Origin of the sequence: Clostridium fermenticellae (assembly GCF_003600355.1) — a bacterium.
Taxonomy (GTDB): domain Bacteria; phylum Bacillota; class Clostridia; order Clostridiales; family Clostridiaceae; genus Clostridium_AV; species Clostridium_AV fermenticellae.
This window is the reverse complement of the sequence record NZ_CP032416.1, coordinates 1,834,594-1,855,662: the sequence shown is the minus strand read 5'-3', so window position 1 is coordinate 1,855,662 and position 21,069 is coordinate 1,834,594. Positions and strand designations below refer to the sequence as shown.

General features: G+C 30.4%; 23 protein-coding genes. 19 read left to right on the top strand and 4 right to left on the bottom strand.

Going from position 1 to position 21,069, the window contains the following annotated elements; genetic code table 11:
• The first annotated feature begins 5 nt into the window (after window positions 1-5).
• The 11 genes from recN (at window position 6) to scpB (ending at window position 10,759) form a co-directional block, all read left to right on the top strand.
• Entirely contained in the window at window positions 6-1,706 is a 1,701-nt protein-coding gene (gene recN / locus D4Z93_RS08600) for a DNA repair protein RecN (RefSeq protein WP_119972556.1), read from the top strand.
• Window positions 1,707-1,854: 148 nt separating this feature from the next.
• Window positions 1,855-3,069, top strand: coding sequence for a SpoIVB peptidase (gene spoIVB, locus D4Z93_RS08595; RefSeq protein ID WP_119972553.1), 1,215 nt, complete (start codon window positions 1,855-1,857; stop codon window positions 3,067-3,069).
• Between the two features lie 231 nt (window positions 3,070-3,300).
• A complete protein-coding gene (spo0A, locus tag D4Z93_RS08590; RefSeq protein WP_119972550.1) occupies window positions 3,301-4,116 on the top strand; it encodes a sporulation transcription factor Spo0A in 816 nt (271 codons plus the stop codon).
• Between the two features lie 148 nt (window positions 4,117-4,264).
• Window positions 4,265-4,444 carry a hypothetical protein gene (locus tag D4Z93_RS08585; protein WP_119972547.1) on the top strand — a complete coding sequence of 60 codons (180 nt, stop codon included), beginning with the start codon at window positions 4,265-4,267 and terminating at the stop codon, window positions 4,442-4,444.
• A gap of 162 nt (window positions 4,445-4,606) precedes the next feature.
• On the top strand, window positions 4,607-5,128 hold the full coding sequence (locus tag D4Z93_RS08580; protein WP_119972544.1) for an NUDIX hydrolase: 522 nt from the start codon (window positions 4,607-4,609) through the stop codon (window positions 5,126-5,128).
• 69 nt (window positions 5,129-5,197) lie between these two features.
• On the top strand, window positions 5,198-5,848 hold the full coding sequence (gene spoIIM / locus D4Z93_RS08575; protein WP_119972541.1) for a stage II sporulation protein M: 651 nt from the start codon (window positions 5,198-5,200) through the stop codon (window positions 5,846-5,848).
• Window positions 5,849-6,094: 246 nt separating this feature from the next.
• The gene (gene xerD / locus D4Z93_RS08565; RefSeq protein WP_119972536.1) at window positions 6,095-6,973 is read left to right on the top strand and encodes a site-specific tyrosine recombinase XerD; all 879 of its coding nucleotides are present in this window, start codon (window positions 6,095-6,097) and stop codon (window positions 6,971-6,973) included.
• 24 nt (window positions 6,974-6,997) lie between these two features.
• A complete protein-coding gene (locus D4Z93_RS08560; RefSeq protein ID WP_119972533.1) occupies window positions 6,998-7,816 on the top strand; it encodes a purine-nucleoside phosphorylase in 819 nt (272 codons plus the stop codon).
• A gap of 123 nt (window positions 7,817-7,939) precedes the next feature.
• Window positions 7,940-9,133, top strand: a complete 1,194-nt coding sequence (locus D4Z93_RS08555; protein WP_119972530.1) for a D-alanyl-D-alanine carboxypeptidase family protein — start codon at window positions 7,940-7,942, stop codon at window positions 9,131-9,133.
• Window positions 9,134-9,426: 293 nt separating this feature from the next.
• Entirely contained in the window at window positions 9,427-10,224 is a 798-nt protein-coding gene (locus D4Z93_RS08550) for a segregation/condensation protein A (protein WP_119974280.1), read from the top strand.
• On the top strand, window positions 10,175-10,759 hold the full coding sequence (gene scpB / locus D4Z93_RS08545) for an SMC-Scp complex subunit ScpB (RefSeq protein WP_119974278.1): 585 nt from the start codon (window positions 10,175-10,177) through the stop codon (window positions 10,757-10,759). The genes D4Z93_RS08550 and scpB overlap by 50 nt, the downstream gene beginning before the upstream one ends.
• Before the next feature lie 356 nt (window positions 10,760-11,115).
• Here scpB and ytfJ read toward each other — a convergent pair whose 3' ends face one another.
• Window positions 11,116-11,592 carry a GerW family sporulation protein gene (gene ytfJ / locus D4Z93_RS08540; RefSeq protein ID WP_119972527.1) on the bottom strand — a complete coding sequence of 159 codons (477 nt, stop codon included), beginning with the start codon at window positions 11,590-11,592 and terminating at the stop codon, window positions 11,116-11,118.
• A 124-nt stretch (window positions 11,593-11,716) separates the two neighbouring features.
• Complete coding sequence (locus D4Z93_RS08535) at window positions 11,717-12,202, bottom strand: DUF2953 domain-containing protein (protein WP_162920282.1); 486 nt, start codon at window positions 12,200-12,202, stop codon at window positions 11,717-11,719.
• Between the two features lie 144 nt (window positions 12,203-12,346).
• On the opposite strand from D4Z93_RS08535, the gene D4Z93_RS08530 reads away from it, so the two are divergent.
• Window positions 12,347-13,477, top strand: coding sequence for a D-alanyl-D-alanine carboxypeptidase family protein (locus D4Z93_RS08530; protein WP_119972522.1), 1,131 nt, complete (start codon window positions 12,347-12,349; stop codon window positions 13,475-13,477).
• Here D4Z93_RS08530 and D4Z93_RS08525 read toward each other — a convergent pair.
• Window positions 13,460-13,939, bottom strand: a complete 480-nt coding sequence (locus D4Z93_RS08525) for a hypothetical protein (RefSeq protein ID WP_119972519.1) — start codon at window positions 13,937-13,939, stop codon at window positions 13,460-13,462. The genes D4Z93_RS08530 and D4Z93_RS08525 overlap by 18 nt on opposite strands.
• A 636-nt stretch (window positions 13,940-14,575) precedes the next feature.
• Between D4Z93_RS08525 and D4Z93_RS08520 the strand changes: the two genes are divergently transcribed.
• Genes D4Z93_RS08520 through rnfB form a run of 7 tightly spaced genes read left to right on the top strand, consistent with a single transcriptional unit; the run spans window position 14,576 to window position 20,084 of the window.
• Window positions 14,576-15,004: a SoxR reducing system RseC family protein gene (locus tag D4Z93_RS08520; protein WP_119972517.1), complete on the top strand. Its 429-nt coding sequence runs from the start codon at window positions 14,576-14,578 to the stop codon at window positions 15,002-15,004.
• 41 nt (window positions 15,005-15,045) lie between these two features.
• Entirely contained in the window at window positions 15,046-16,401 is a 1,356-nt protein-coding gene (gene rsxC / locus D4Z93_RS08515) for an electron transport complex subunit RsxC (protein WP_119972514.1), read from the top strand.
• 12 nt (window positions 16,402-16,413) lie between these two features.
• The gene (locus tag D4Z93_RS08510; protein WP_119972511.1) at window positions 16,414-17,409 is read left to right on the top strand and encodes an RnfABCDGE type electron transport complex subunit D; all 996 of its coding nucleotides are present in this window, start codon (window positions 16,414-16,416) and stop codon (window positions 17,407-17,409) included.
• 5 nt (window positions 17,410-17,414) lie between these two features.
• A complete protein-coding gene (locus D4Z93_RS08505) occupies window positions 17,415-17,975 on the top strand; it encodes an RnfABCDGE type electron transport complex subunit G (protein WP_119972509.1) in 561 nt (186 codons plus the stop codon).
• Window positions 17,976-17,977: 2 nt separating this feature from the next.
• A complete protein-coding gene (gene rsxE, locus D4Z93_RS08500) occupies window positions 17,978-18,610 on the top strand; it encodes an electron transport complex subunit RsxE (protein WP_119972507.1) in 633 nt (210 codons plus the stop codon).
• Entirely contained in the window at window positions 18,610-19,185 is a 576-nt protein-coding gene (locus tag D4Z93_RS08495) for an electron transport complex protein RnfA (protein ID WP_423243030.1), read from the top strand. Before rsxE ends, D4Z93_RS08495 begins: the two co-directional genes overlap by 1 nt.
• A gap of 32 nt (window positions 19,186-19,217) precedes the next feature.
• Window positions 19,218-20,084, top strand: a complete 867-nt coding sequence (gene rnfB, locus D4Z93_RS08490) for an RnfABCDGE type electron transport complex subunit B (protein WP_119972501.1) — start codon at window positions 19,218-19,220, stop codon at window positions 20,082-20,084.
• 448 nt (window positions 20,085-20,532) lie between these two features.
• Here rnfB and D4Z93_RS08485 read toward each other — a convergent pair whose 3' ends face one another.
• Window positions 20,533-21,030 (bottom strand): Gx transporter family protein, encoded by a 498-nt coding sequence (locus D4Z93_RS08485; RefSeq protein WP_119972498.1) that lies wholly within the window; start codon window positions 21,028-21,030, stop codon window positions 20,533-20,535.
• Window positions 21,031-21,069 lie beyond the last annotated feature (39 nt).

The window sequence follows — 21,069 nt, the reverse complement described above, 5'->3', positions numbered from 1 at the left end:
ACTTTATGCTTCTTCAATTGAATATAAAAAACTTTGCTTTAATAGAGGAACTTACAATATCATTTAATAGTGGATTCAATGTACTTGCGGGGGAAACAGGTGCTGGTAAGTCAATACTTATAGATGCTATAAATTATGTTCTCGGATCCAAATTTAATAAGGAGCTTATAAGGACTGGCGAAAATAAGACTTTTGTAGAAGCTGTATTTACAGTGGAAAATCCTAAGACATCCGATATTTTAGAAAAAAATGAAATTGAAATTGAAGATATTATAATAATAAGTAGAGAAACATTTCAATCTGGCAAAAGTATTGCAAAGGTAAATGGAAAATCTGTTTTATTGAGCACTCTTAGATTTATAAGTTCAACACTTATTGATATTCATGGACAGCATGAAAATCAGAATTTGCTTTTATCCGAAAATCATATAAATTATATAGATGACTTTGGCAATAACAATCTTAAGATGTATTTAAACAAGTATAAGGAAATATATCACGAATTTATTGAGAAACAAAATGATATTAAGAGATTAACAGGGAATAATGAAGAAAGAAATAAAATCATTGATTTTTTAAAATACCAAATAGATGAAATAAATTCGGCTAATTTAAAAGAAGGAGAAGATATAAAACTAAATGAAAAATATAAGATATTATCCAATTCTGAAAAAATAAGCAGAACTTTGAATGATTGCTATGTTGACTTGTATGAGGGAAGAGAAAATGTAGAATCTATGTATGATAAGTTGAGAATCATGATTAAGCATTTAGATAATTTGGAACAAGATTTTCCTAAAGTTATTGATATAGTCAAAGCTCTTAAAGATGCTTATTATAACATGGAAGATGCTATTGAAAAAATGGGAAATATTAAAAATGATGTATATTATGATGAATCAGAATTAGAATATATAAATGGTAGAATGTATCAAATAAATGATTATAAGAAGAAATATGGAGATACAATACCTAAAATTTTTGAATATAGAGACAAGATATCAAAACAATATTATGAAATGGTTAACAGTAATGAGATAATTGAAAATCTAAAAGATGAAATGGTAAAAATAGTAGAAGGTTTGAAGAATTATGGAAAATATATTCATATAGAGAGATGCAAAATAGCTGATATTTTAGAGAAAAACGTAAAAAAGGAATTAAATTTTGTTGGACTTGAAAAGAGTGTTTTTAAAGTTGATGTGAGTATTAGTGAAAAATTTTATACAAATGGTATGGATTCAATTAGATTTCTTATTTCTACCAATCCAGGAGAACCTCTTAAACCTCTGGAAAAGATTGTATCCGGAGGAGAACTTTCCAGAATAATGTTGGCACTCAAGACTGTATTTGTAGATAAAGATAAAATTCCATCTGTTATATTTGATGAAATAGACACCGGAATCAGCGGTAGAATAGCACAGTGTGTGGCTGAAAAAATGTATACAATATCAAAAAAACATCAGGTTCTTTGTGTAACTCATTTACCGCAAATTGCTTGTATGTCTGATGAATATTATTTAGTATCGAAGGAAGTTAAGGATAATAAAACCTTCACTCATGTAAAAAAATTGAAGGATAATCAGAAGGAATATGAGATAGCCAAGATGATAGGTGGATCAGAGGTTACAAAATTAACATTGGAACATTCTAAGGAACTTATAAGGATGGCTGATATAAGAAAAATTAATATAAAGTCAAAATAAAAATCGCATGTAAGATGCGATTTTTTTATATGAAAAAAATTTACTTATAGATTAAATCATAACTTTATATGAAAGTATATAATAGCATAATAAAATGTTTAAAAGGGCAATTTAAAAGCATAGATATAAAAAACAGGAGGTAAAAAACATGTACATTAAAAAAAAGAAATTCTTATGTTTTATTTTAATTCCTATCCTGTTAATCACATTAAGTGTTTACTATAAAGTTCAAAGTGTACCTAAAACTATATTCTTGAGGGAAGGAGAATGTTTAAAGTTTGACAATATTTTGAAGGCAAAAAATAAAGATGAAATTAAAGCGAATAAAGATGTATATAATAGTTATAAGAAGATTAAATTGAATTTATTTGGGATTTTACCAGTAAAATCAATTTTTTTACACTCTGTAAGCAATGATATAAAAATATATCCTGGAGGGCAGCCTGTTGGTGTAAAATTAAATACAAAGGGAGTTCTTGTAATTGCATTATCAGATATTAGAACATCTAAAGGAAATGTAAGTCCTGCAGCACTTGGTGGAATACAAGTAGGAGATAATATTACTAAGATAGATGGAACATATGTAAAAAATGCAGAACAGGTTCAAAGTGCAGTGAATAATTGCAGTGGAAATAAAATAAGGATAACAATTGAGAGAAAAGGAAATATATCTGAAAAAATTGTAAATCCCGTTAAAGGGGAGGATAATAATAAATATAAGATAGGCCTTTGGGTAAGAGATTGTGCTGCTGGAGTTGGCACACTTACATTTTATGATAATAAAACAGGAATATTTGCTGCATTAGGTCATCCCATTACTGATATAGATACAGGGACAATAATGAATATAAGCTATGGAGAAGTTATTCCATCTTCAATAATATCAATAAAAAAAGGTTCTAAGGGCAATCCGGGTGAACTCAAAGGTGTATTTGTAGAAGAACAAAAAGTACTGGGGAAGATATCTAAAAATACTGAATGTGGGATATTTGGAAATGGAGATAAAAGACTTATAAATGAAGGATCAAAACCTATGAAGATAGCTTTAAGAGATGAAATAAAAGAAGGACCAGCTAAAATTCTTACCACTGTAGAAGGCGATAAACCAAAACTTTATGATATACGAATAGAAAAATTATTACAACAGGATTCGCCTGGAGCGAAGAGTATGCTTATAAGAGTTACAGATCCTAAATTACTGAATAAAACGGGAGGTATAGTCCAAGGAATGAGTGGAAGCCCTATAATACAGAATAATAAAATAGTCGGAGCCGTAACACATGTTCTTATAAATAAACCTGACGTAGGATATGGAATATATATAGAATGGATGTTAAATGACTCGAACATTTTGTCACGGTAGGTTTATATGGAAAAAATTGAAATACAAAATTAAAATTGGATGAAATATTAAATAATTGAAAAATATATGATAGAATAGTTATAAAAGATAGCATAATTTATGCTATCTTTTATAAATGAAACTTTATTTTAAATTTTTTTATTTACTAATAGAAGGATTTAAAATAGTTTTGTCGAATGTATTAATTGTTAAGATATGGGAAATAAATAATGACAAAGGGGAGTAAAGAATATGGAAGAATCAAAAATAAGTGTGGTTATTGCGGATGATAATAAGGAATTTTGTAATATCCTCAATGATTACATGTTAAATCAAAGGGATATAGTAGTAACTGGAATAGCTAAAGATGGTATAGAAGCTCTGAAGCTTATACAGGAAAAGAAACCTGATTTATTGGTATTAGATATAATTATGCCGCATCTTGATGGTCTAGGTGTTCTTGAGAGATTAAGTAGTATGGATATAGATCCTATGCCGCGAATAATTGTACTTTCTGCAGTCGGACAAGATAAGATAACTCAAACAGCAATTACTCTTGGAGCTGATTACTATGTAGTAAAACCTTTTGATATGGATGTATTCACTAAAAGAATTAGGCAGATGTTTACCAATAATGTAATTGGTGTGTCTTCAATTAAAAAACCAATTTCATTATCAGATACTTCAGAAGTCAAATTTAAAAGAGATGAAGCAAATAACTTAGAACAAGAAATAACAAATATAATACATGAAATAGGCGTTCCTGCACATATTAAAGGATATATGTACCTAAGAGAAGCAATTACTATGGTAGTAAATAATATGGAATTATTGTCTGCAGTTACCAAAGAATTATATCCGTCCATAGCTAAAAAATATAATACTACTGCAAGCAGAGTCGAAAGAGCAATAAGGCATGCAATTGAAGTGGCATGGTCTAGAGGTCAAATTGAAACGATAAATAGGATATTTGGATATACTATACACAATGATAAAGGTAAACCAACAAACTCAGAGTTTATAGCTATGGTTGCAGATAAATTAAGGCTAAAGAATAAAGTTAGCTAGGCAAGTAATATCAAGGTTTTACAAAAAAAATCTTTTTTGATCGGATGGCTTTAGCCATCCATTTTATGTAATATAATATAAATAAATATAGTTCATAAAATTCTAAAGAGGGTTTTAGAAACATAATACTTAATAAGAAGGTGATAATATGAAACTTGATTTAGAATCAAATGATGTGAGGATTATTAGAAATTTAGTTACAAGCAGAATAAATGAACTTAGAGAAAAGCTTGCAGATGTGGATGACAAAGAAGATGAACTTAAGGAGGTTATAAGAACTTATAAAAGAGTTATAAAAAAAATAGATGAACAAATTAATATTGATTAGATTAGTATTAAAATTTACTTAAAGACTAAAAATATAAAACATAGTTTCATATTTTTAGTCTTTAGTTTTAAATATATTTAAAATGTACCTTTAATTGACATTTATGTATTTGAAGTATAGAATTAGTTTAAAGTAGTTTTGATGCAGATTGAGGTGTGTGATATGGAGTTTTTTGAAAAGACAATAGAGTCTAAAAATATATATTCTGGTAAGATTATAAATGTCAATTTACATAAAGTAAAGCTTCCGAATGGAAGAGAGGTCAAAAGGGAAATTGTAAACCATCCGGGAGGGGTGGCTATTCTGGCATATAAAGATAGTGAAACTATACTTATGGTTGAACAATTTAGAAAACCAGTAGAACATATGCTTTTAGAAATTCCTGCAGGCAAAATTGAAAAAGGTGAAAAGCCAGAAGTTTGTGCTTCAAGAGAATTAGAAGAAGAGACAGGATATAAAGCGGGAAAGCTTAAATATCTTGGAAAAATAGTTACAAGTCCGGGATTTTGTGATGAATGCATATACCTTTATAAAGCTCAAGAACTATATAAAGGTAGTGATGGACTTCAAGATGAGGATGAGTTTATAAACTTAAGAGAATTAAATGTAAAAACGGTCAAAAATATGATTAAAGACGGTATGATAACTGATGCAAAAACAGTAGCAATCTTTATGTTTGAATAAATAGTCATATAACCCTTTTGTTAGTCATAGATATTTAAAAAGAAATTACTAGCAAAAGGAGGATGAACTATGTTACATAATAAATTCATAGATGCTTTGAATGATCATGTTCAGAATAATTTTTGGCTGTATGTAATCAGCCTTTTATGTATATGCACAGGTATAGTTCTTGGAATATATTCTGTAAGATACATGGGCGGATTTGAAAAAAGTGATCTTGTAAATTATATAAAAAGTTTTAGTTCTGCTATTGGTTCTGGAAATATAGACTATAAGCAGATATTTATTCAGACAATAAAGAATAATATTCCAGTACTTATCATAGTGTGGTTTTTAGGTCTTACCATGATAGGGGTTCCTATTATACTAATAATAGATATATTAAAAGGATTCACTATAGGATTTACAATCAGTTTTATAATAAACGGCATGGGAATAAGGGGAGTATGGGTTTCTCTTTTAGGAGTACTTCCACAAAATATTATATACATACCTTGCATTATATTTATTTCTGTACTTGCTATGGAATTTTCTTTAAATATGCTAAAGGATAAAGGTGGTAAAAGTTGGACATCCAATATATGGCTTAAAATCACATCATATTCAGTTTCATTTGCTCTTGTAATGATAGTTATGGTTGTAGGTTTCACCATGGAATCATATCTTACACCTCAAATCTTAAAAGTAGTAATAGCAGGCGTGGGAAGCATATTCGTATGAATAAGGATAATTTAGAATTTATTATAATTTTGTTAGAATGTTTATTTATTTTGGTATTTTTTGGACTAGTATTGCCTAAATTTATTAATTGTATTTTGTATAATTATATCAATAAATCATACAGTAACAGTGTTTTAGTGTATAATGTGATTGAGAAGAATATAAATATAATAGATAATTATATTTTTGTATTTGACAGTTTTTTAAAGTAATATTGATTTTATTTTAAAAAGATTGGAGTAGCATATGAATAATATTTTATTTGGATATGTTGAATATCTGGAAAATAAGAATGTAAGTAAGAATACATTGGATGCATATGTAAGAGATGTAACTAAATTTTCTAATTTTATAAATAGCAGAAATGAAGTAATAACTGAAATCGAAGTCGTTTCAGTTATGGCTTATGTACAGTATCTTCAGAAAGAAGGTAGAGCCACATCATCTATTATTAGAAATATAGTATCTCTTAGAAGCTTTTATAAATATCTTTTTTTAAATGGAATTGTAAGTGAGAATCCAGTTTTAAATTATGAGATGCCTAAGGTTAAACATAATATTCCAAGGATTCTTACAATAGAAGATGTGGATAGGCTTTTGGATGCACCTGATATTACAACAGAAAAAGGCATAAGGGATAAAGCTATGCTTGAATTAATGTATGCTACTGGCATGAAAGTCACGGAATTGTTAAATGTAACTATTTATGATATAAATATGAAGTTCAATTATGTAAAGTGTAATGGGTTTAAAAGTAAAGAAAGAATAATACCAATTGGATCAGTTGCAATAAAATATTTAAATGGTTATTTTAAAATAAGGTCGGATCTAAATAAATATAACCTAGATTATTTATTTTTAAATATGAAAGGTATGAGAATGACAAGACAGGGATTTTGGAAAATAATTAAGCATTATGCTAAGCAGTCAGGTATAAGTAAATATATGACAGCATTTACACTTAGACATTCTTTTGCAGTGCACCTTTTGCAAAATGGCGCAGATATAAAATCTGTACAGGAACTTTTAGGACATAAGGATTTGTCGGCCACACAAATATACTCTACCATTTCAAGAAAAAATAAAATTGCAGAGGTCTATAAGAAGACTCATCCGAGAGCGTAATTAATAATCTAGAGGTGATAAACTATGGATATGATTAAAATCAAACAAAGTACTCAGTATATAAGTAATAAAATAAGCAGTGTGCCTTATGTAGGAATTATTTTAGGTTCAGGACTTGGAAGTTTGATTAGTGAAGTGGAAAATAAAAAGACGATAAGATATTCTGAAATTCCTAATATGCCTATCCCTACTGTGAAGGGACATGCTGGTGAATTTATATTTGGAAGATTTAGAGGCAAAGATGTAGTAATGATGAATGGAAGGATACATTATTATGAAGGCAATTCTATGCAGGATGTGGTTTTACCTATATATATAATGAAATTACTTGGTATAGAAAAGCTTATAGTGACTAATGCAGCAGGAGGAGTAAATACTTCATTTAAATCTGGTGATTTGATGATTATAAAAGATCACATAAATTTTTCTTTTTCAAATCCACTTATAGGTAAAAATGATGAAAATATAGGACCAAGGTTTCCAGATATGTCTCATGCATATAATAAAGAGCTAATTGAAATAGCACAAGATTGTGGCAGAAACTTAAATATAGATTTAAAAGTTGGAAATTATTTTATGATGAGTGGACCAAGTTATGAAACACCAGCTGAAATAAATATGGTGAGAATGCTAGGAGGAGATGCAGTTGGAATGTCAACAGTACCTGAAGTTATAGCTGCAAATCACTGTGGATTAAAGATTCTCGGAATTTCTTGTATAACTAATATGGCATCTGGTATACTTGATAAACCATTGAATCATGCAGAGGTTATAGAAACCTCAAATAGGGTAAAAGACAAGTTTAACAGGCTTGTATCTGAGATTGTAAAAAATATAAAATAAATTTAAACAAGAGTATTTGGTCTGATTTGACACACTAAATGCTCTTGTTTTTTATTTTTGCTTAAAAAAGTGATAATTAGAATTGTTTTCGGGAAAAATAAATTTGAAGAGAGGAGGAAAAATATGAGTAAAATAAATAAAGGTGTTATAAGTTTTGCTATGATTCTTACATTTATTTTTGGTATGTTTTTAGTTCCAATACATGTTAGAGCAGAGGATCAGAAAAATCAAACTGAAATGATGGAGTTGAATTCGGAAAACAGGTCAGTACTTCTTATGGAACCTGTGAGCGGGAAAATTTTATATGAAAAAAATTCTCATGAGAAATTACCGCCAGCTTCTGTTACAAAAATTATGACTATGCTTTTAACAATGGAAGCAGTAGATTCTGGAAGAATAAAGTTGTCTGATAAAGTTACTATAAGCGAAAATGCAAAAAAAATGGGAGGAAGCTCTATGCTTCTGGATACCGGAGAGATTAGAACAGTAGAGGATCTAATAAAGGGAGTTGGAATTGCTTCTGGTAATGATGCAGCAGTAGCTTTAGCAGAATATATAGCAGGAAGCCAGGATGCATTTGTGAAACTTATGAATGATAAGGCAGCACAACTTGGAATGAAAGATACTACTTTTAAGAACTGTACAGGGTTAAATGCAGACGGACATTTGACAACAGCTTATGACATATCTATAATGTCTAGGGAATTATTAAAACATCCAGCAATATTAAAATATACTGGAACATATATGGAAACTATATCTGAGGGAAGAAAAGCGCCTATAGGTCTTGTAAATCACAATAAGCTAGTTAGATTTTTTAAGGGCTGTGACGGTTTAAAGACAGGTTTTACAGGAGAGGCTAAGTATTGTATTTCGGCAACTGCTGCAAGGAATGGAGTTAGAATGTTAACCGTAATAATGGGATCTCCGACATTTAAAATTAGAAATAAAGATGCCGGAATTTTAATGAATTATGGATTTTCTAAGTTTGAAAGTAAAAAACTTATTACTAAAGGAATGGACATAGAAAAGATTAACCTGAATAAAAAAGGAGACAAATTTTTTATAGCCAAAGCTAATGAAGATCTTAATATTATATTAGAAAAAGGTAATGAAAATAAGATAGTTAAAAAATGTGTCTTAGATAAGGCAAAGAAGTCTTATAAAGCAAATGATATAGTTGGATATTGTGAGGTATATTTAGATGGAAAGTTAGTAGGAAAAGTTAAATTGTATAGCGATAGAAATATAAAGAAACCTGGTGTATTTGGAAATTTAAAGGATAACTTTTCAAAGGTTTTAGATAAGGGAATTTAAAAATAATTCATATTGGCAGCGGTATTGCATAACACATATATGATGGTGAGTAAACTTAAAATAATGCAGTACTACTGCTGTTATTTATTGTATATTATGGAAGAATAGTTTAGAAAGAAATATCCATATGTTGTATAATAGGATTATATAAATTGTATAAAAAATATATTCAAAATCATATTATTAATAATTTAGGCTATGCTATAATAGCAAAGGAGTATATGAAATGTGTATCCGGAAAAACGGATAACAGACAAAAAAATACTTATAAAAAACTTAGGAGAGATAAAAGAATGTCTTTAAATATTAAAATGAATAACTTTGAAGGACCTTTTGATTTACTTCTTCATTTAATAAAAAAAAATAAAATGGATATATATGATATTAAAATACATTATATTACAAATCAATATTTAGACTATATACATACAATGAACGAAATGGATTTGGAAGTAACTTCAGAATTTATAGTAATAGCTGCAACTTTAATTGAAATAAAATCTAAAACACTACTTCCTAAAACTAATAATGATGAGGTGGCAGCAGATTTAGAAGAAAAGGATGTAGAAAAAGAACTCGTGAATAAGCTGGTACAATATAAGAAATTCAAATCAGCAGCCACATTTCTAGGACAAAGACAAGTACAAACAGGACATATGTATGGTAAAAAGCCGGAAATTATAAGGGAAGAGAAAAAGGATATTGATCCTTTGAGTTTTTTAAAAAATATTACTATTGTTGAGTTGTTTGAAATATACAATAAATTATTGAGTGATTACAGAGAAAAAATGAATACAAATGGTATAATTGATAAAGAAATACCAATAGATAAATTTAAGATTGAAGATAAGATTCTCTATATAATTAAGAATTTGAAGGCTAATCGAAGGACAAGTTTTTCTCATATAATAAAAGGTTATTCATCAAAATTAGAGACTATTGTCACATTTTTGGCTTTACTTGAACTTATAAAACTCAAATATATATTTGTTACGCAGGAAAATAATTTTAAAGAAATTTATTTGGAGAGGGTGGGTAATGGTGAAAAACTTGAATATCAATCAATTGGAAATAGAGGGAGCATCATCTAAGAAAATATATTTTTCTATAATAGAATCACTATTATTTGTTTCGGGAGAACCTTTAAATCTAAAGCAAATAGCATCTATAATTGAATGTAGAACAGATTTTACAGAAAGACTACTTGAAGAAATGAATAATAGATATAGGGATTCAGAGGATAGGGGAATAGAACTCATGTGTATGGATGGACAGTATAGTTTAGTTACTAAACCGCGAAATTCTAATTATGTAGAAAAATTAGTTAAAAATAATTCGAGACAATCTTTGTCTCAAGCGGCACTTGAAACGTTAGCTATTATTGCCTATAAACAGCCAATAACTAGAATAGATATAGATGAAATAAGAGGTGTAAAGAGTGACAGAGCTATATCAGGTTTAATGGAAAAGAATTTAATCAGGGATTCTGGAAGATTGGATGTACCGGGAAGGCCTATACTGTATTCTACTACTGATGAATTTTTAAAGTATTTTGGATTTAATACATTGAATCAAATGCCTCAGTTAGATGAATTTATGGAAGATAGAGATAAAACTGAAGATTAGATATAGGGTTTATAAATGAAAGCTTAACTTATGCTCCGGCCGGGATTTCCCAAATACGTCACATAAAAAATTTCTAATAAGTGTAAGCTTGCGTTCATAAAAATCTAAGCAGATTTTATAAACTCGCAGGCTCAGACATATAAAATCCACTAAGATTTTTAAGAACACCTCGCTAACACTTACTACAAAATTTTTTAATGTGCCTAAATTTTAGAAATCCCGACCTGCGCACGGGTTAAGCTTAGAATTACAAATCTTATATAACCTTTAGTCAGAAATCTTTGTGTATAAGTTAATATTGATGTAAAATCTTTTATATCTATTTGGCAGTGTACTGCTAAATGTCTAAAGTGAAGTTAATCCTCTTCTCTATTATCCTCATCTTTAGAATTGTAATGAGTCTCATTGGTTCTATCTTTAGTATGGTTATCTTCAGATTTATTACATTTGTTATTGTGTTTATCCTTGCATATACCTTTAAAGAAATCCATGACTTGAGGAACGCTGTCTATTAATTTTTCATAAGTATTTTTCTGATCTAAAGAAAGAAGTTTCACTGAACCGTTACTTATAACTAAGAAAGCTACCGGCTTCACAGTGACTCCTGCCCCAGAACCTCCACCAAATGGATAATCAGAATCAGAGTTTTCAGTATTGCTGCATGCAAATTCACTTCCACCAGATGCAAATCCAAATGAAACTTTTGATATTGGAATTATAAGAGAACCATCTTTGGATTCCACGGCATCTCCTACAATTGTGTTTACATCTATCATGTCTTTAAGGTTTTCCATAGTACTTTTCATTAAATTTTCAATAGGGTGAGTTTCCATATTATAAATTCCTCCATTACTTATATTGTTTAAAAATTTTATATTATTCAAATTGTATTGCAAGAGTAAGGATTTAGGTAAAAACCTGTATAGTGTTTTAATTTACAGTTTAAAGTATAGATACTTATATTAAAAATCTCATATAAATAATTTTAGCTAAATTTATAGAAATTATACTGTTTAATTCAAAATCCAATATACAATCGTTCATTTTTGGAGTTATATTGATATTAACTTTTTTGATTTTAAATATTGTACTTAATAGATTCTTGATAAGCGGATAGGATGAAGAAAGCATACCATAGAGTACTGCAGTGTATGCTGCATCGTCGAGGCCATATGTCAAGTTTATATTTAATTTTATAATAGGTTTTAATTTGCTGTTTTTAAAAGATGACAACGATGATAGTAATGAAGACAGATGTTTTATGTTAATTCTTTTAGGAGAACTACTTTTTATTTTTCTATTTTTGAATAATTTATTATATATATTTATGTTATATAGGTATATTCCGAATTTCTTATTTTTGTAAAGGATTTTTAGTTTTAAAGGTATAGGAACTATTAATAGAAAAAATATTATGAGTAAGATTAATAAGAAAATTAGCATTTGTATAATCCTCCAAATTTGTACTTTAATAAGTATAACCATTATTGGAATTTATATAACAACGAGGAATAAATTTAGGGTTTATTTTAAAAAAATCTTGATAAACTAACTATTGAAACTTTTATTAAAAAAGGAGTAAATAAAATGAAGAAAATATATAAGGTTGTAAATATTGTTATATTGTTTATTATATTATTTGTTATATCAAGTCCAGTAGAAGGCATGGAATACAATAAAAATAATGAAATATATGTAGATGCAAAATATGCAGTAGCTATAGACAATAAATCAAAAGCTGTATTATATGAAAAAAATGCATATATGCTTGTTCCAATGGCTAGTACTACTAAAATAATGACGACATTAGTTGCATTAAAATATGGAAATTTAGATAAAAAAGTAACAATCTCAGCGAGATCATCAGGAATGCAAGGATCAAAGGTTGGATATAAAAAAGGTGAAGAGATATCTATAAGAGAATTATTATATGGACTTATGCTTAGATCTGGGAATGATGCAGCTGTTGCAATTGCAGAAGGTATAAGTGGAAGTGTTGAGGAGTTTGTAAAAGTTATGAATGAATATGCATCAGAAATAGGAGTAATAAATACTCATTTCCATACGCCGCATGGATTAGATTATGATGATCATTATACTACAGCTTACGATTTAGCAGTAATTACATGTAAAGCTAAGGAAGATAAAATATTTAATGATATTGTAAGTTCTAAAGATATATCTGCGGGTGAACATAATTTTACGAGAAGTTATCATAATATAAACAAGATATTGTGGCAAATAAAAAATGCTAATGGAGTAAAGACCGGATATACAGGTAAGGCCGGAAAATGTTTAGTAACATCAGTTAAAAATGACTATAGTGATATTGTAATAGTTGTTTTAAATTGTACTCCGAGATGGAAAGTAACAGAAAATATATATAATTATGTAATAAAAAATTATGAGTTTAAAAAAGTAGCCTTAAGAGATACTATTGCAGATGAAGTAAAATTAAGGAATAAGTCTGTTAAATTAAAATATGCTGAAGACATAATAATACCAATTAGAAAAGGTTCAAAATATGTTATGAAAATTGAAAAGCCTAAAATGATAGGAACTTCAATAAAGCCTGGTGACAAGATAGGCAATGTCAAGGTATATTGTGATGGAAATATAATATATAATAATTTTTTAATATCAGATAGTTATTATAAAGTAAATAAAATGATTTTCCCAAATATAATTGATTCCATAAAATCACTTGTAGAAGAATAGATTTGTTTTTTTGGAATCATCTGTACTATTGAATTTACTTATATTTATATCGGGAATATTATCTATTTCAGATAATACTTTATTTAGAAATAGTTGATCAAATTTTACTTGAGGAATATGTCTTATTGAGGTATATATGTGATAATCTATTTCGTATGGAGGATACCCTACTATATATAATGGGAGTAGCTCAGTGAGTGATTTATTTATAAGAGCTAAACTATATATCGAAGCATCTACAATTATACTATTATATACATTAAAGCAGTGTGAAAACTGCTTTTTAGATCCATTTATTTGTAATGTAACTGTTCCGTGAACTTGAGGCACATCTAATTCTACTTCTTTGCAAATATAGTATATAAAATCTGAAATTATCGGAGCACTATTTGATATCTGGTAAGTTGATACACAGTATTTGCAAATCTTTGTTAAAAAATCTCTTTTATTATTGATAATCATTATTATATCCTTTCGCACAATTCTCATTTTATATATAGCATTTTATCATAATAATTACAATATATAATAGATATAAATTAATTATTTGTTGATATTTTTAAATCAAAGGTATATTCTATAAATGAGAATCAAATTTCAAAATATGATAATATTATGAATATAAGGAAAATTTACGCCACGAAGATATTACTTATTTTACTATATTGTAATAAGTTGGTTTGTTAAAAAATATATATTGTATATGGCCTGATTGTAAAAAATAACGCAGTAAAATGCAAGTTAATTGCTTTAGGTATAAATTTAATTAAGAAATCGTTTACCAAAAAATATTGCAATTAAATTTTTAACATGTATAATCTAATTGAGAAGGTAAATAAAAAAATACACTCCTGATTATATTTTTAAATAAACTTTAAACAAATTTTAAATTTGCAAATAATAATAAAAGGTTTTATAATGAAATAGAAGTACAAAAATAAAAAACAATGTCTAAAATGTGTATGAAGTTTCGTAAAATGAATGTTTGGCAAATTGATACAGGTTAGTTCACTAATTGATACAGAGTAATTGGTCTAAATCTTTAAAATTTAAAATATGTTTTTTGTTTCATAATTTTAAATAAGAGGGGTGATAGATATGAGCAGTCAAGAGAATCAAGGTATAGTAATTGAAGATATAGGTAACAGTATGGTAAAGGTTAGGGCTAGCAGACATGGAGATTGTAAGAATTGTGGTATGTGCCCTGGTGCTGATGCCATGGTCATTGATGCTAAAAATCCATTAGAAGCTAAACCGGGACAGCATGTAATTTTTGAAATAAAGCAAGTTAATATGTTAAAAGCAGCTTTTGTTGTATATATATTGCCTCTTGTTGCAGCTTTTTTAGGTGTTGTAATTGGAGGCAAATTGTCCGGTTACACAGGACATGCTCAATCAATGAAAGCGTTTCAAATAGGAGGTGGAATAATAGCTTTTATCATATCAATCATATATGTAAAAATTTTTGATAAAGCTGCTTATAGAGACCAAAATATGCAGCCTGTTATTACACGTATTTTATACTAAAAATTTTTGCTAAAAAATTAATCTAGCGAGGTGTTGAAAAAATGTTGAGAAGTTTTCTCGGGGGAGTGCATCCTAACGATCAAAAAGGCTACACAGCTGATAAAACGATTGAAGTTGCACCTCTGCCAAATAAAGTCGTAATTCCTGTTAGACAACATATTGGTGCACCATGCTCACCTTTGGTTAAGAAAGGTGACACGGTTAAAAAGGGACAACTTATCGCTAAAAGTGATGCATTTGTTTCCGCTAATATACACGCTTCTATATCAGGTACAGTAGTTGATGTTGGAGAATATCCACATCCAGGCTTTGGAAAGTGCCAAGCTATAGTTATTGAAAACGATGGGCTGGATGAGTGGGCAGAAGGAATACCTTTAGAGAGAGATTGGGAAAAATTAAGTCCAGATGAATTGAGAGATTTAATAAAAGAAGGCGGTATAGTTGGAATGGGTGGAGCTACATTTCCAACTCATGTTAAACTTGCACCACCTAAAGGTAAAGAAGTTGACACATTCATTTTGAATGCAGCTGAGTGCGAACCTTATCTGACAGCAGACTATAGAACAATGGTTGAACATCCAGAACCTATTTTAACTGGTATAAAGATAGTGATGAAAGTTCTTGGAGTTACTAAAGGATATGTTGGTATTGAAGATAACAAACCTAAGGCAATAAGTGTTATGCAAAAAGCCTTCGAAGGTTCAGGTATAGAAGTTGTTGGACTGCCTACTAAATATCCTCAGGGAGCAGAGAAAATGCTTATAAAGGCTTTAGTTGATAGAGAGGTTCCATCAGGAGGACTACCAGCAGATGTTGGAGTGGTCGTTCAGAATGTAGGAACTGTTGTGGCAATTAATGATGCAGTAACAAAGGGTATTCCTTTAATTCAGAGAGTTACAACTATAAGTGGAGCGATAGTAAAAGAGCCTAAGAATCTTCTTCTTAGGATTGGTACAACTTTCGGTCAAGCTATTGAGTATTGTGGTGGATTGAAAGAGACACCTGAAAAACTTATTAGTGGTGGACCTATGATGGGAATGGCTGAGTCAAATTTGGATATACCTGTAATTAAAGGTACATCTGGAATATTGCTTCTAGGCAAAAAAGATATTAATTCCGGTACGCAGTCACCATGCATTTCGTGTGGAAAGTGTGTAAGTGTATGTCCTATGCATTTGAATCCAAGTATGCTTAGTCAGCTTGGTGAACGAAATATGTATGAGATGGCAAAAGAAAAGTATAATCTATTAGATTGTGTAGAGTGTGGTAGTTGTGTTTATATATGCCCGGCTAAACGTAATATTGTTCAATACATTAAATATTGCAAGGCTCAGAACGCAGCTAAAGCGGCCAAGGCAAAAGCAGCTAAAGCTAAAGCTGAAGCTGCAGGAAAATAGGAGGTGACTTAAATGGCTGAAGTACAATTAAAACAAAATACTTTTACAGTTTCTGCATCACCACATGTTCGTTCAGAGGAATCAATTTCAAAGATCATGTGGAATGTAAATATAGCATTAGCGCCAGCAGCAATTTTTGCTGTATTCCATTTTGGATTACCAGCTTTAGGAACAATGCTTTCGGGTATTATATCTGCTGTGCTTGTAGAGTACATTATTGAGAAGGTTAGAAAGAAACCTGTGACTATTGGAGATGGAAGTGCATTTTTAACAGGATTATTGCTTGCTATGTGTTTGCCACCATCTATTCCCTGGTATATGACAGCGTTTGGATCATTTATGGCTATAGCAGTTGCTAAACATGCAATGGGTGGACTTGGATATAATATTTTTAATCCGGCACACATAGGAAGAGCAGCTATTTTAGCTTCATGGCCAGTTGCAATGACTACATGGTCACATATGACTACAAGTGTTAATGTAGTATCATCTGCTACACCACTTGGAATCCTTAAATTACATGGATATAACGAACTTATAAAAACTTTTGGAAGCAGGCCCGAATTATATAAAGCGATGTTTTTAGGATTCCGTAATGGTAGTCTTGGTGAAACTTCAACGGTTTTACTAATCTTAGGAGGAATTTATTTAATTTATAGAGGGTATATACACTGGCAGGTACCAGTTACAATGATTGCAACTGTAGGTGTTATAACATGGATATTTGGAGGAAACTCAGGATTTTTCACAGGAGATCCTATATTTAATATGATGGCAGGTGGATTAGTAATAGGAGCATTTTTTATGGCAACAGATATGGTTACTACACCAATTACGTTGAAAGGACAAATTGTTTTTGCTCTTGGCGCGGGTCTTATTACTGCATGGATAAGGTTAAAAGGCGGTTATCCAGAAGGTGTTTGTTATTCTATATTACTTATGAACGCAGTTACACCTCTGATAGATCGTTTTATGCCTCCAGTAAAATTTGGAGCAAAGAGGGGGTAATTTAGATGGCTGAAAATGTTCAAAAAAAGTATAGTATTGTTCAAATAGCTATGAATTTGGGTTTGACATGTTTTGTATCAGGAGCTATTCTCGCTACTGCATATTATTTTACTCATCCTATAGCAGTACAAAAGAGTAAACAGCTTACACAGCAGAAAATGCAGGCATTGGTTAAGAGTGCTGATTCCTTTAAGGCTGTTCCTGGAAAGACTGATTGGTATGCAGCAGAAAAGGGTGGTAAAACTATAGCTTATGTAGTTCCAGAAGCACCGGGTGGTTATGGTGGACCTATAAAAATGCTGGTTGCAGTTGATGATCAAGGTAAGGTTATAGAATATGACATTACTGAAGCAAATGAAACACCTGGACTTGGAGCAAATGCAAGTGAAGAGCCTTTTAAGAGTCAATTTAAGGGAAAAGCTTCAAGTGACTTGGATGTAGTCAAGGATCCAACGGATAAAAAACATATTCAAGCGATGACAGGAGCAACAATTTCTTCTAGGGCTGTAACTAAAGGCGTTAAACAAGCAGTGGATGACGTTAATAAATTTAAAGGAGGTAAGTAGGCATGGAAAATAAAGTTAGTTTATGGAGTATATATAAAAAAGGTCTAATTGCTGAAAACCCAATATTTGTATTAGCGCTAAGCCTTTGTCCTTCACTGGCTGTAACTGGTTCAGTTTTAACTGCTTTGACTATGGGTTTATCAGTTCTGTTTGTTATAACTGCTAATAATACTGTTGTATCTATAATAAGAAAGATAGTAAACCCTAAAGTTCGTGTACCTGTATATATTACATCTATAGCAACTATCGTTACACTTGTTGAATTGATATTACAAGCAGTGTCTCCAACATTATATGCTGCACTTGGAATATATCTAGATTTGGTAGTTGTTTTTGCTATAATACTGGCACGTGCAGAGACATTTGCATCAAAGAATAAGGTAATTCCTTCTTTCTTCGATGGTTTAGGAATGGGGAGCGGTTTCTGTCTAGCAATGCTTTTAATAGCTGTAATCCGTGAAGTAATTGGAGCAGGTACTTTATGTGGAATTCGTATACTTCCAAGTTCGTATCAACCTGTTTTGTTAATGATTTTAGCACCAGGTGCTTTTATACTGATAGGATTCATGGTAGCTATATTTAAAACTATAAATGAAAAGGCTGAACAGCGTAGAGCAGAGAGAGGTGAAGCATAATGACATACTTAAGTATTTTTATAACTTCAGTACTTATTAACAACTATGTTTTGACTAAATTCTTAGGACTTTGTATATTCTTTGGTGTTTCTAAGAGTTTTGATGCATCAGTTGGTATGGGTATGGCAGTTACTTCAGTTTTAACAATGAGTTCGGCACTTGCGTGGGTTGTTTATAATTTTGTATTATTGCCATTCCATTTGGAATTTTTAAAGACGATTGTATTCGTACTTTTGATAGCAAGTTTTGTACAACTCCTAGAGTTGATAATTAAGAAACAAGCGCCTGCTTTATATAATATGTGGGGTATATATTTATTGCTAATTGCTACAAACTGCATAGTTCTTTCAGTACCACTTTTGAACGTTCAAAATAACTATAATTTCTTGGAGAGTTTAGTCAATGCGATCGCTTCTGGTTTAGGATTTGCTTTAGCAATAACTTTAATGTCCAGTCTGAGAGAAAAATTAAACTTAGCAGATGTGCCTAAGCCATTACAAGGCCTTGGTGTTGCATTTATTTTAGCAGGTATGCTAGCTCTATCATTCCTTGGTTTTTCGGGCATGAAGGTATGATATAGGGTGTAGAAAGGAGCTGAGGTATAATTATGAGTACTGCAATAATGGTTGTAGTTGTAATGACTGGTATTGGTATAGTTTTTGGTTTTGTTTTAGCCTTAACAGATAAAAAGTTTGCTATGGAGGTAAATCCGTTAATAGAATTGGTTGAGGACGAGCTTCCAAAAGGACAATGTGGTGGATGTGGATATGCAGGATGTAGAGCATATGCAGAGGCTGTTGTTCTAGATAAAGATGTTCCACCTAATTTATGTGTCCCTGGTAAAGAAGCTGTAGCAACTGCTGTAGCAAAATTAACTGGAAAAGCAGCAGCGAAGGTTGAACAAAAATATGCGCATGTTAGATGTGCTGGAAACCTTGATAATGCTGCTAGAAAATATAAATATGAAGGTATAAAGGATTGTGTAGCAGCAAATTTACTGCAAAATGGTCCAAAAGAATGTCAATATGGATGTATTGGACTTGGAACTTGTGTTAATAATTGTCCATTTGGAGCATTGACTCTTGGGGATAATGGTCTTCCAATAGTTAATACAAAAAAATGTACAGGTTGCGGAAAATGTGAGTCAGTTTGTCCTAAAAATGTCATAACTTTATTACCAACTAAAGCACATGTATGTGTAGAGTGTAATTCACATGATAAGGGTGCTGCTGTACGTAAAGCTTGTAAGGTTGGATGTTTAGGATGTGGTCTTTGTGCTAGAAATTGTGAATACGGAGCAATTAAGGTTGAAAATGCTTTGGCAGTAGTTGATACACATGTTTGTATCGAAAAATGTAGTGAAGCTACATGTTTGGCTAAATGTCCTACAAAAGCAATTCAGTCTATAATTGGAGATTTAGGAATTGAAACTAAGACAAAGCAAGAAATTGCAGCAAATGTTTCGAAAAATTAATATATACTGTATTAAAAAATACGTTTATGCAGATTTATTTCTGTATAAACGTATTTTTAATTAGAGCTTATAGATAGGGTCTATGAATGAAACTTTAACTTATGCTCCGGCCGGGATTTCTAAAATACGTCACGTAAAAAAATTTCTAGTAAGTCTAAGCTTGCGCATAAGTTAAGCTTAATTTGTAAACCCTATAGGTATTTTCATCAAAGGGCAATTTACACTCCGGGATATGCTACCAAAATTCAGTACCATAAATACTTTTAGGAATTCTAAGGTTCAGTATTTTGAAAATCTAATAAACATTGATAAACTCGCTATGCTCAGACAGTATCAATGTTTATAGATTTTCTAAAATGCTGATCCAAGAATTACAAAAAAGTATTTAAATGTACTTTCATTTCGGTAGCATATCCCGGAGTGTAAATTGCCCTTTGATGAAATAATCCTATACCTGGAGCTTATTTAAATGTTTTACTAGGATGTTGCAGCATAGTCCGATGAAAAGACCTGCAGCTATTGCTGAAACTAAAAGTATAGGAAGGTATATATATATTCTGAGATCCTGTATTACAATTGCAGCTACAAATAATTGACCTATGTTATGAAATATAGCCCCTGTTATACTTATAGTCCAAAGGCTTATGTATTTTTTTAGATATTTGTACATGAGTGCCATAACCAGATTGCTTAAGATGCCTCCGGATACACTGAATAGGAAAGATGACATATTTCCTGCAAACATTGAACCTAGTATAGTTCTCAAAAACATGATGAGAAAGGCCTCTTTCCAACCAAAGACAATTAGAGCAGCAAGAGATACTACATTTGCAAGACCTAGTTTTATTCCTGGAAATACAACAGGAATCTGGGCTTCTACTATGTATATTACAAGTGCAATTCCAGTAAGCAGACTCATGAAAACCATTTTTTTAGTTTTATTCATCGTACACCTCTACTCAATTATAGATAATTTGTAAGTTTA

Bases quoted from the DNA above. Each gene is read 5' to 3' on its own strand.
- D4Z93_RS08560 (WP_119972533.1), top strand. From the start codon at position 6,998: ATGGATATGATTAAAATCAAACAAAGTACTCAGTATATAAGTAATAAA.
- spo0A (WP_119972550.1), top strand. From the start codon at position 3,301: ATGGAAGAATCAAAAATAAGTGTGGTTATTGCGGATGATAATAAGGAA.
- ytfJ (WP_119972527.1), bottom strand. From the start codon at position 11,592: ATGGAAACTCACCCTATTGAAAATTTAATGAAAAGTACTATGGAAAAC.
- spoIIM (WP_119972541.1), top strand. From the start codon at position 5,198: ATGTTACATAATAAATTCATAGATGCTTTGAATGATCATGTTCAGAAT.
- D4Z93_RS08505 (WP_119972509.1), top strand. From the start codon at position 17,415: ATGGCTGAAAATGTTCAAAAAAAGTATAGTATTGTTCAAATAGCTATG.
- D4Z93_RS08585 (WP_119972547.1), top strand. From the start codon at position 4,265: ATGAAACTTGATTTAGAATCAAATGATGTGAGGATTATTAGAAATTTA.
- D4Z93_RS08495 (WP_423243030.1), top strand. From the start codon at position 18,610: ATGACATACTTAAGTATTTTTATAACTTCAGTACTTATTAACAACTAT.
- D4Z93_RS08525 (WP_119972519.1), bottom strand. From the start codon at position 13,939: ATGATTATCAATAATAAAAGAGATTTTTTAACAAAGATTTGCAAATAC.
- D4Z93_RS08510 (WP_119972511.1), top strand. From the start codon at position 16,414: ATGGCTGAAGTACAATTAAAACAAAATACTTTTACAGTTTCTGCATCA.
- recN (WP_119972556.1), top strand. From the start codon at position 6: ATGCTTCTTCAATTGAATATAAAAAACTTTGCTTTAATAGAGGAACTT.
- D4Z93_RS08580 (WP_119972544.1), top strand. From the start codon at position 4,607: ATGGAGTTTTTTGAAAAGACAATAGAGTCTAAAAATATATATTCTGGT.
- rsxC (WP_119972514.1), top strand. From the start codon at position 15,046: ATGTTGAGAAGTTTTCTCGGGGGAGTGCATCCTAACGATCAAAAAGGC.
- spoIVB (WP_119972553.1), top strand. From the start codon at position 1,855: ATGTACATTAAAAAAAAGAAATTCTTATGTTTTATTTTAATTCCTATC.
- rnfB (WP_119972501.1), top strand. From the start codon at position 19,218: ATGAGTACTGCAATAATGGTTGTAGTTGTAATGACTGGTATTGGTATA.
- D4Z93_RS08485 (WP_119972498.1), bottom strand. From the start codon at position 21,030: ATGAATAAAACTAAAAAAATGGTTTTCATGAGTCTGCTTACTGGAATT.
- D4Z93_RS08555 (WP_119972530.1), top strand. From the start codon at position 7,940: ATGAGTAAAATAAATAAAGGTGTTATAAGTTTTGCTATGATTCTTACA.
- D4Z93_RS08535 (WP_162920282.1), bottom strand. From the start codon at position 12,202: ATGCTAATTTTCTTATTAATCTTACTCATAATATTTTTTCTATTAATA.
- rsxE (WP_119972507.1), top strand. From the start codon at position 17,978: ATGGAAAATAAAGTTAGTTTATGGAGTATATATAAAAAAGGTCTAATT.
- D4Z93_RS08550 (WP_119974280.1), top strand. From the start codon at position 9,427: ATGTCTTTAAATATTAAAATGAATAACTTTGAAGGACCTTTTGATTTA.
- D4Z93_RS08530 (WP_119972522.1), top strand. From the start codon at position 12,347: ATGAAGAAAATATATAAGGTTGTAAATATTGTTATATTGTTTATTATA.
- D4Z93_RS08520 (WP_119972517.1), top strand. From the start codon at position 14,576: ATGAGCAGTCAAGAGAATCAAGGTATAGTAATTGAAGATATAGGTAAC.
- xerD (WP_119972536.1), top strand. From the start codon at position 6,095: ATGAATAATATTTTATTTGGATATGTTGAATATCTGGAAAATAAGAAT.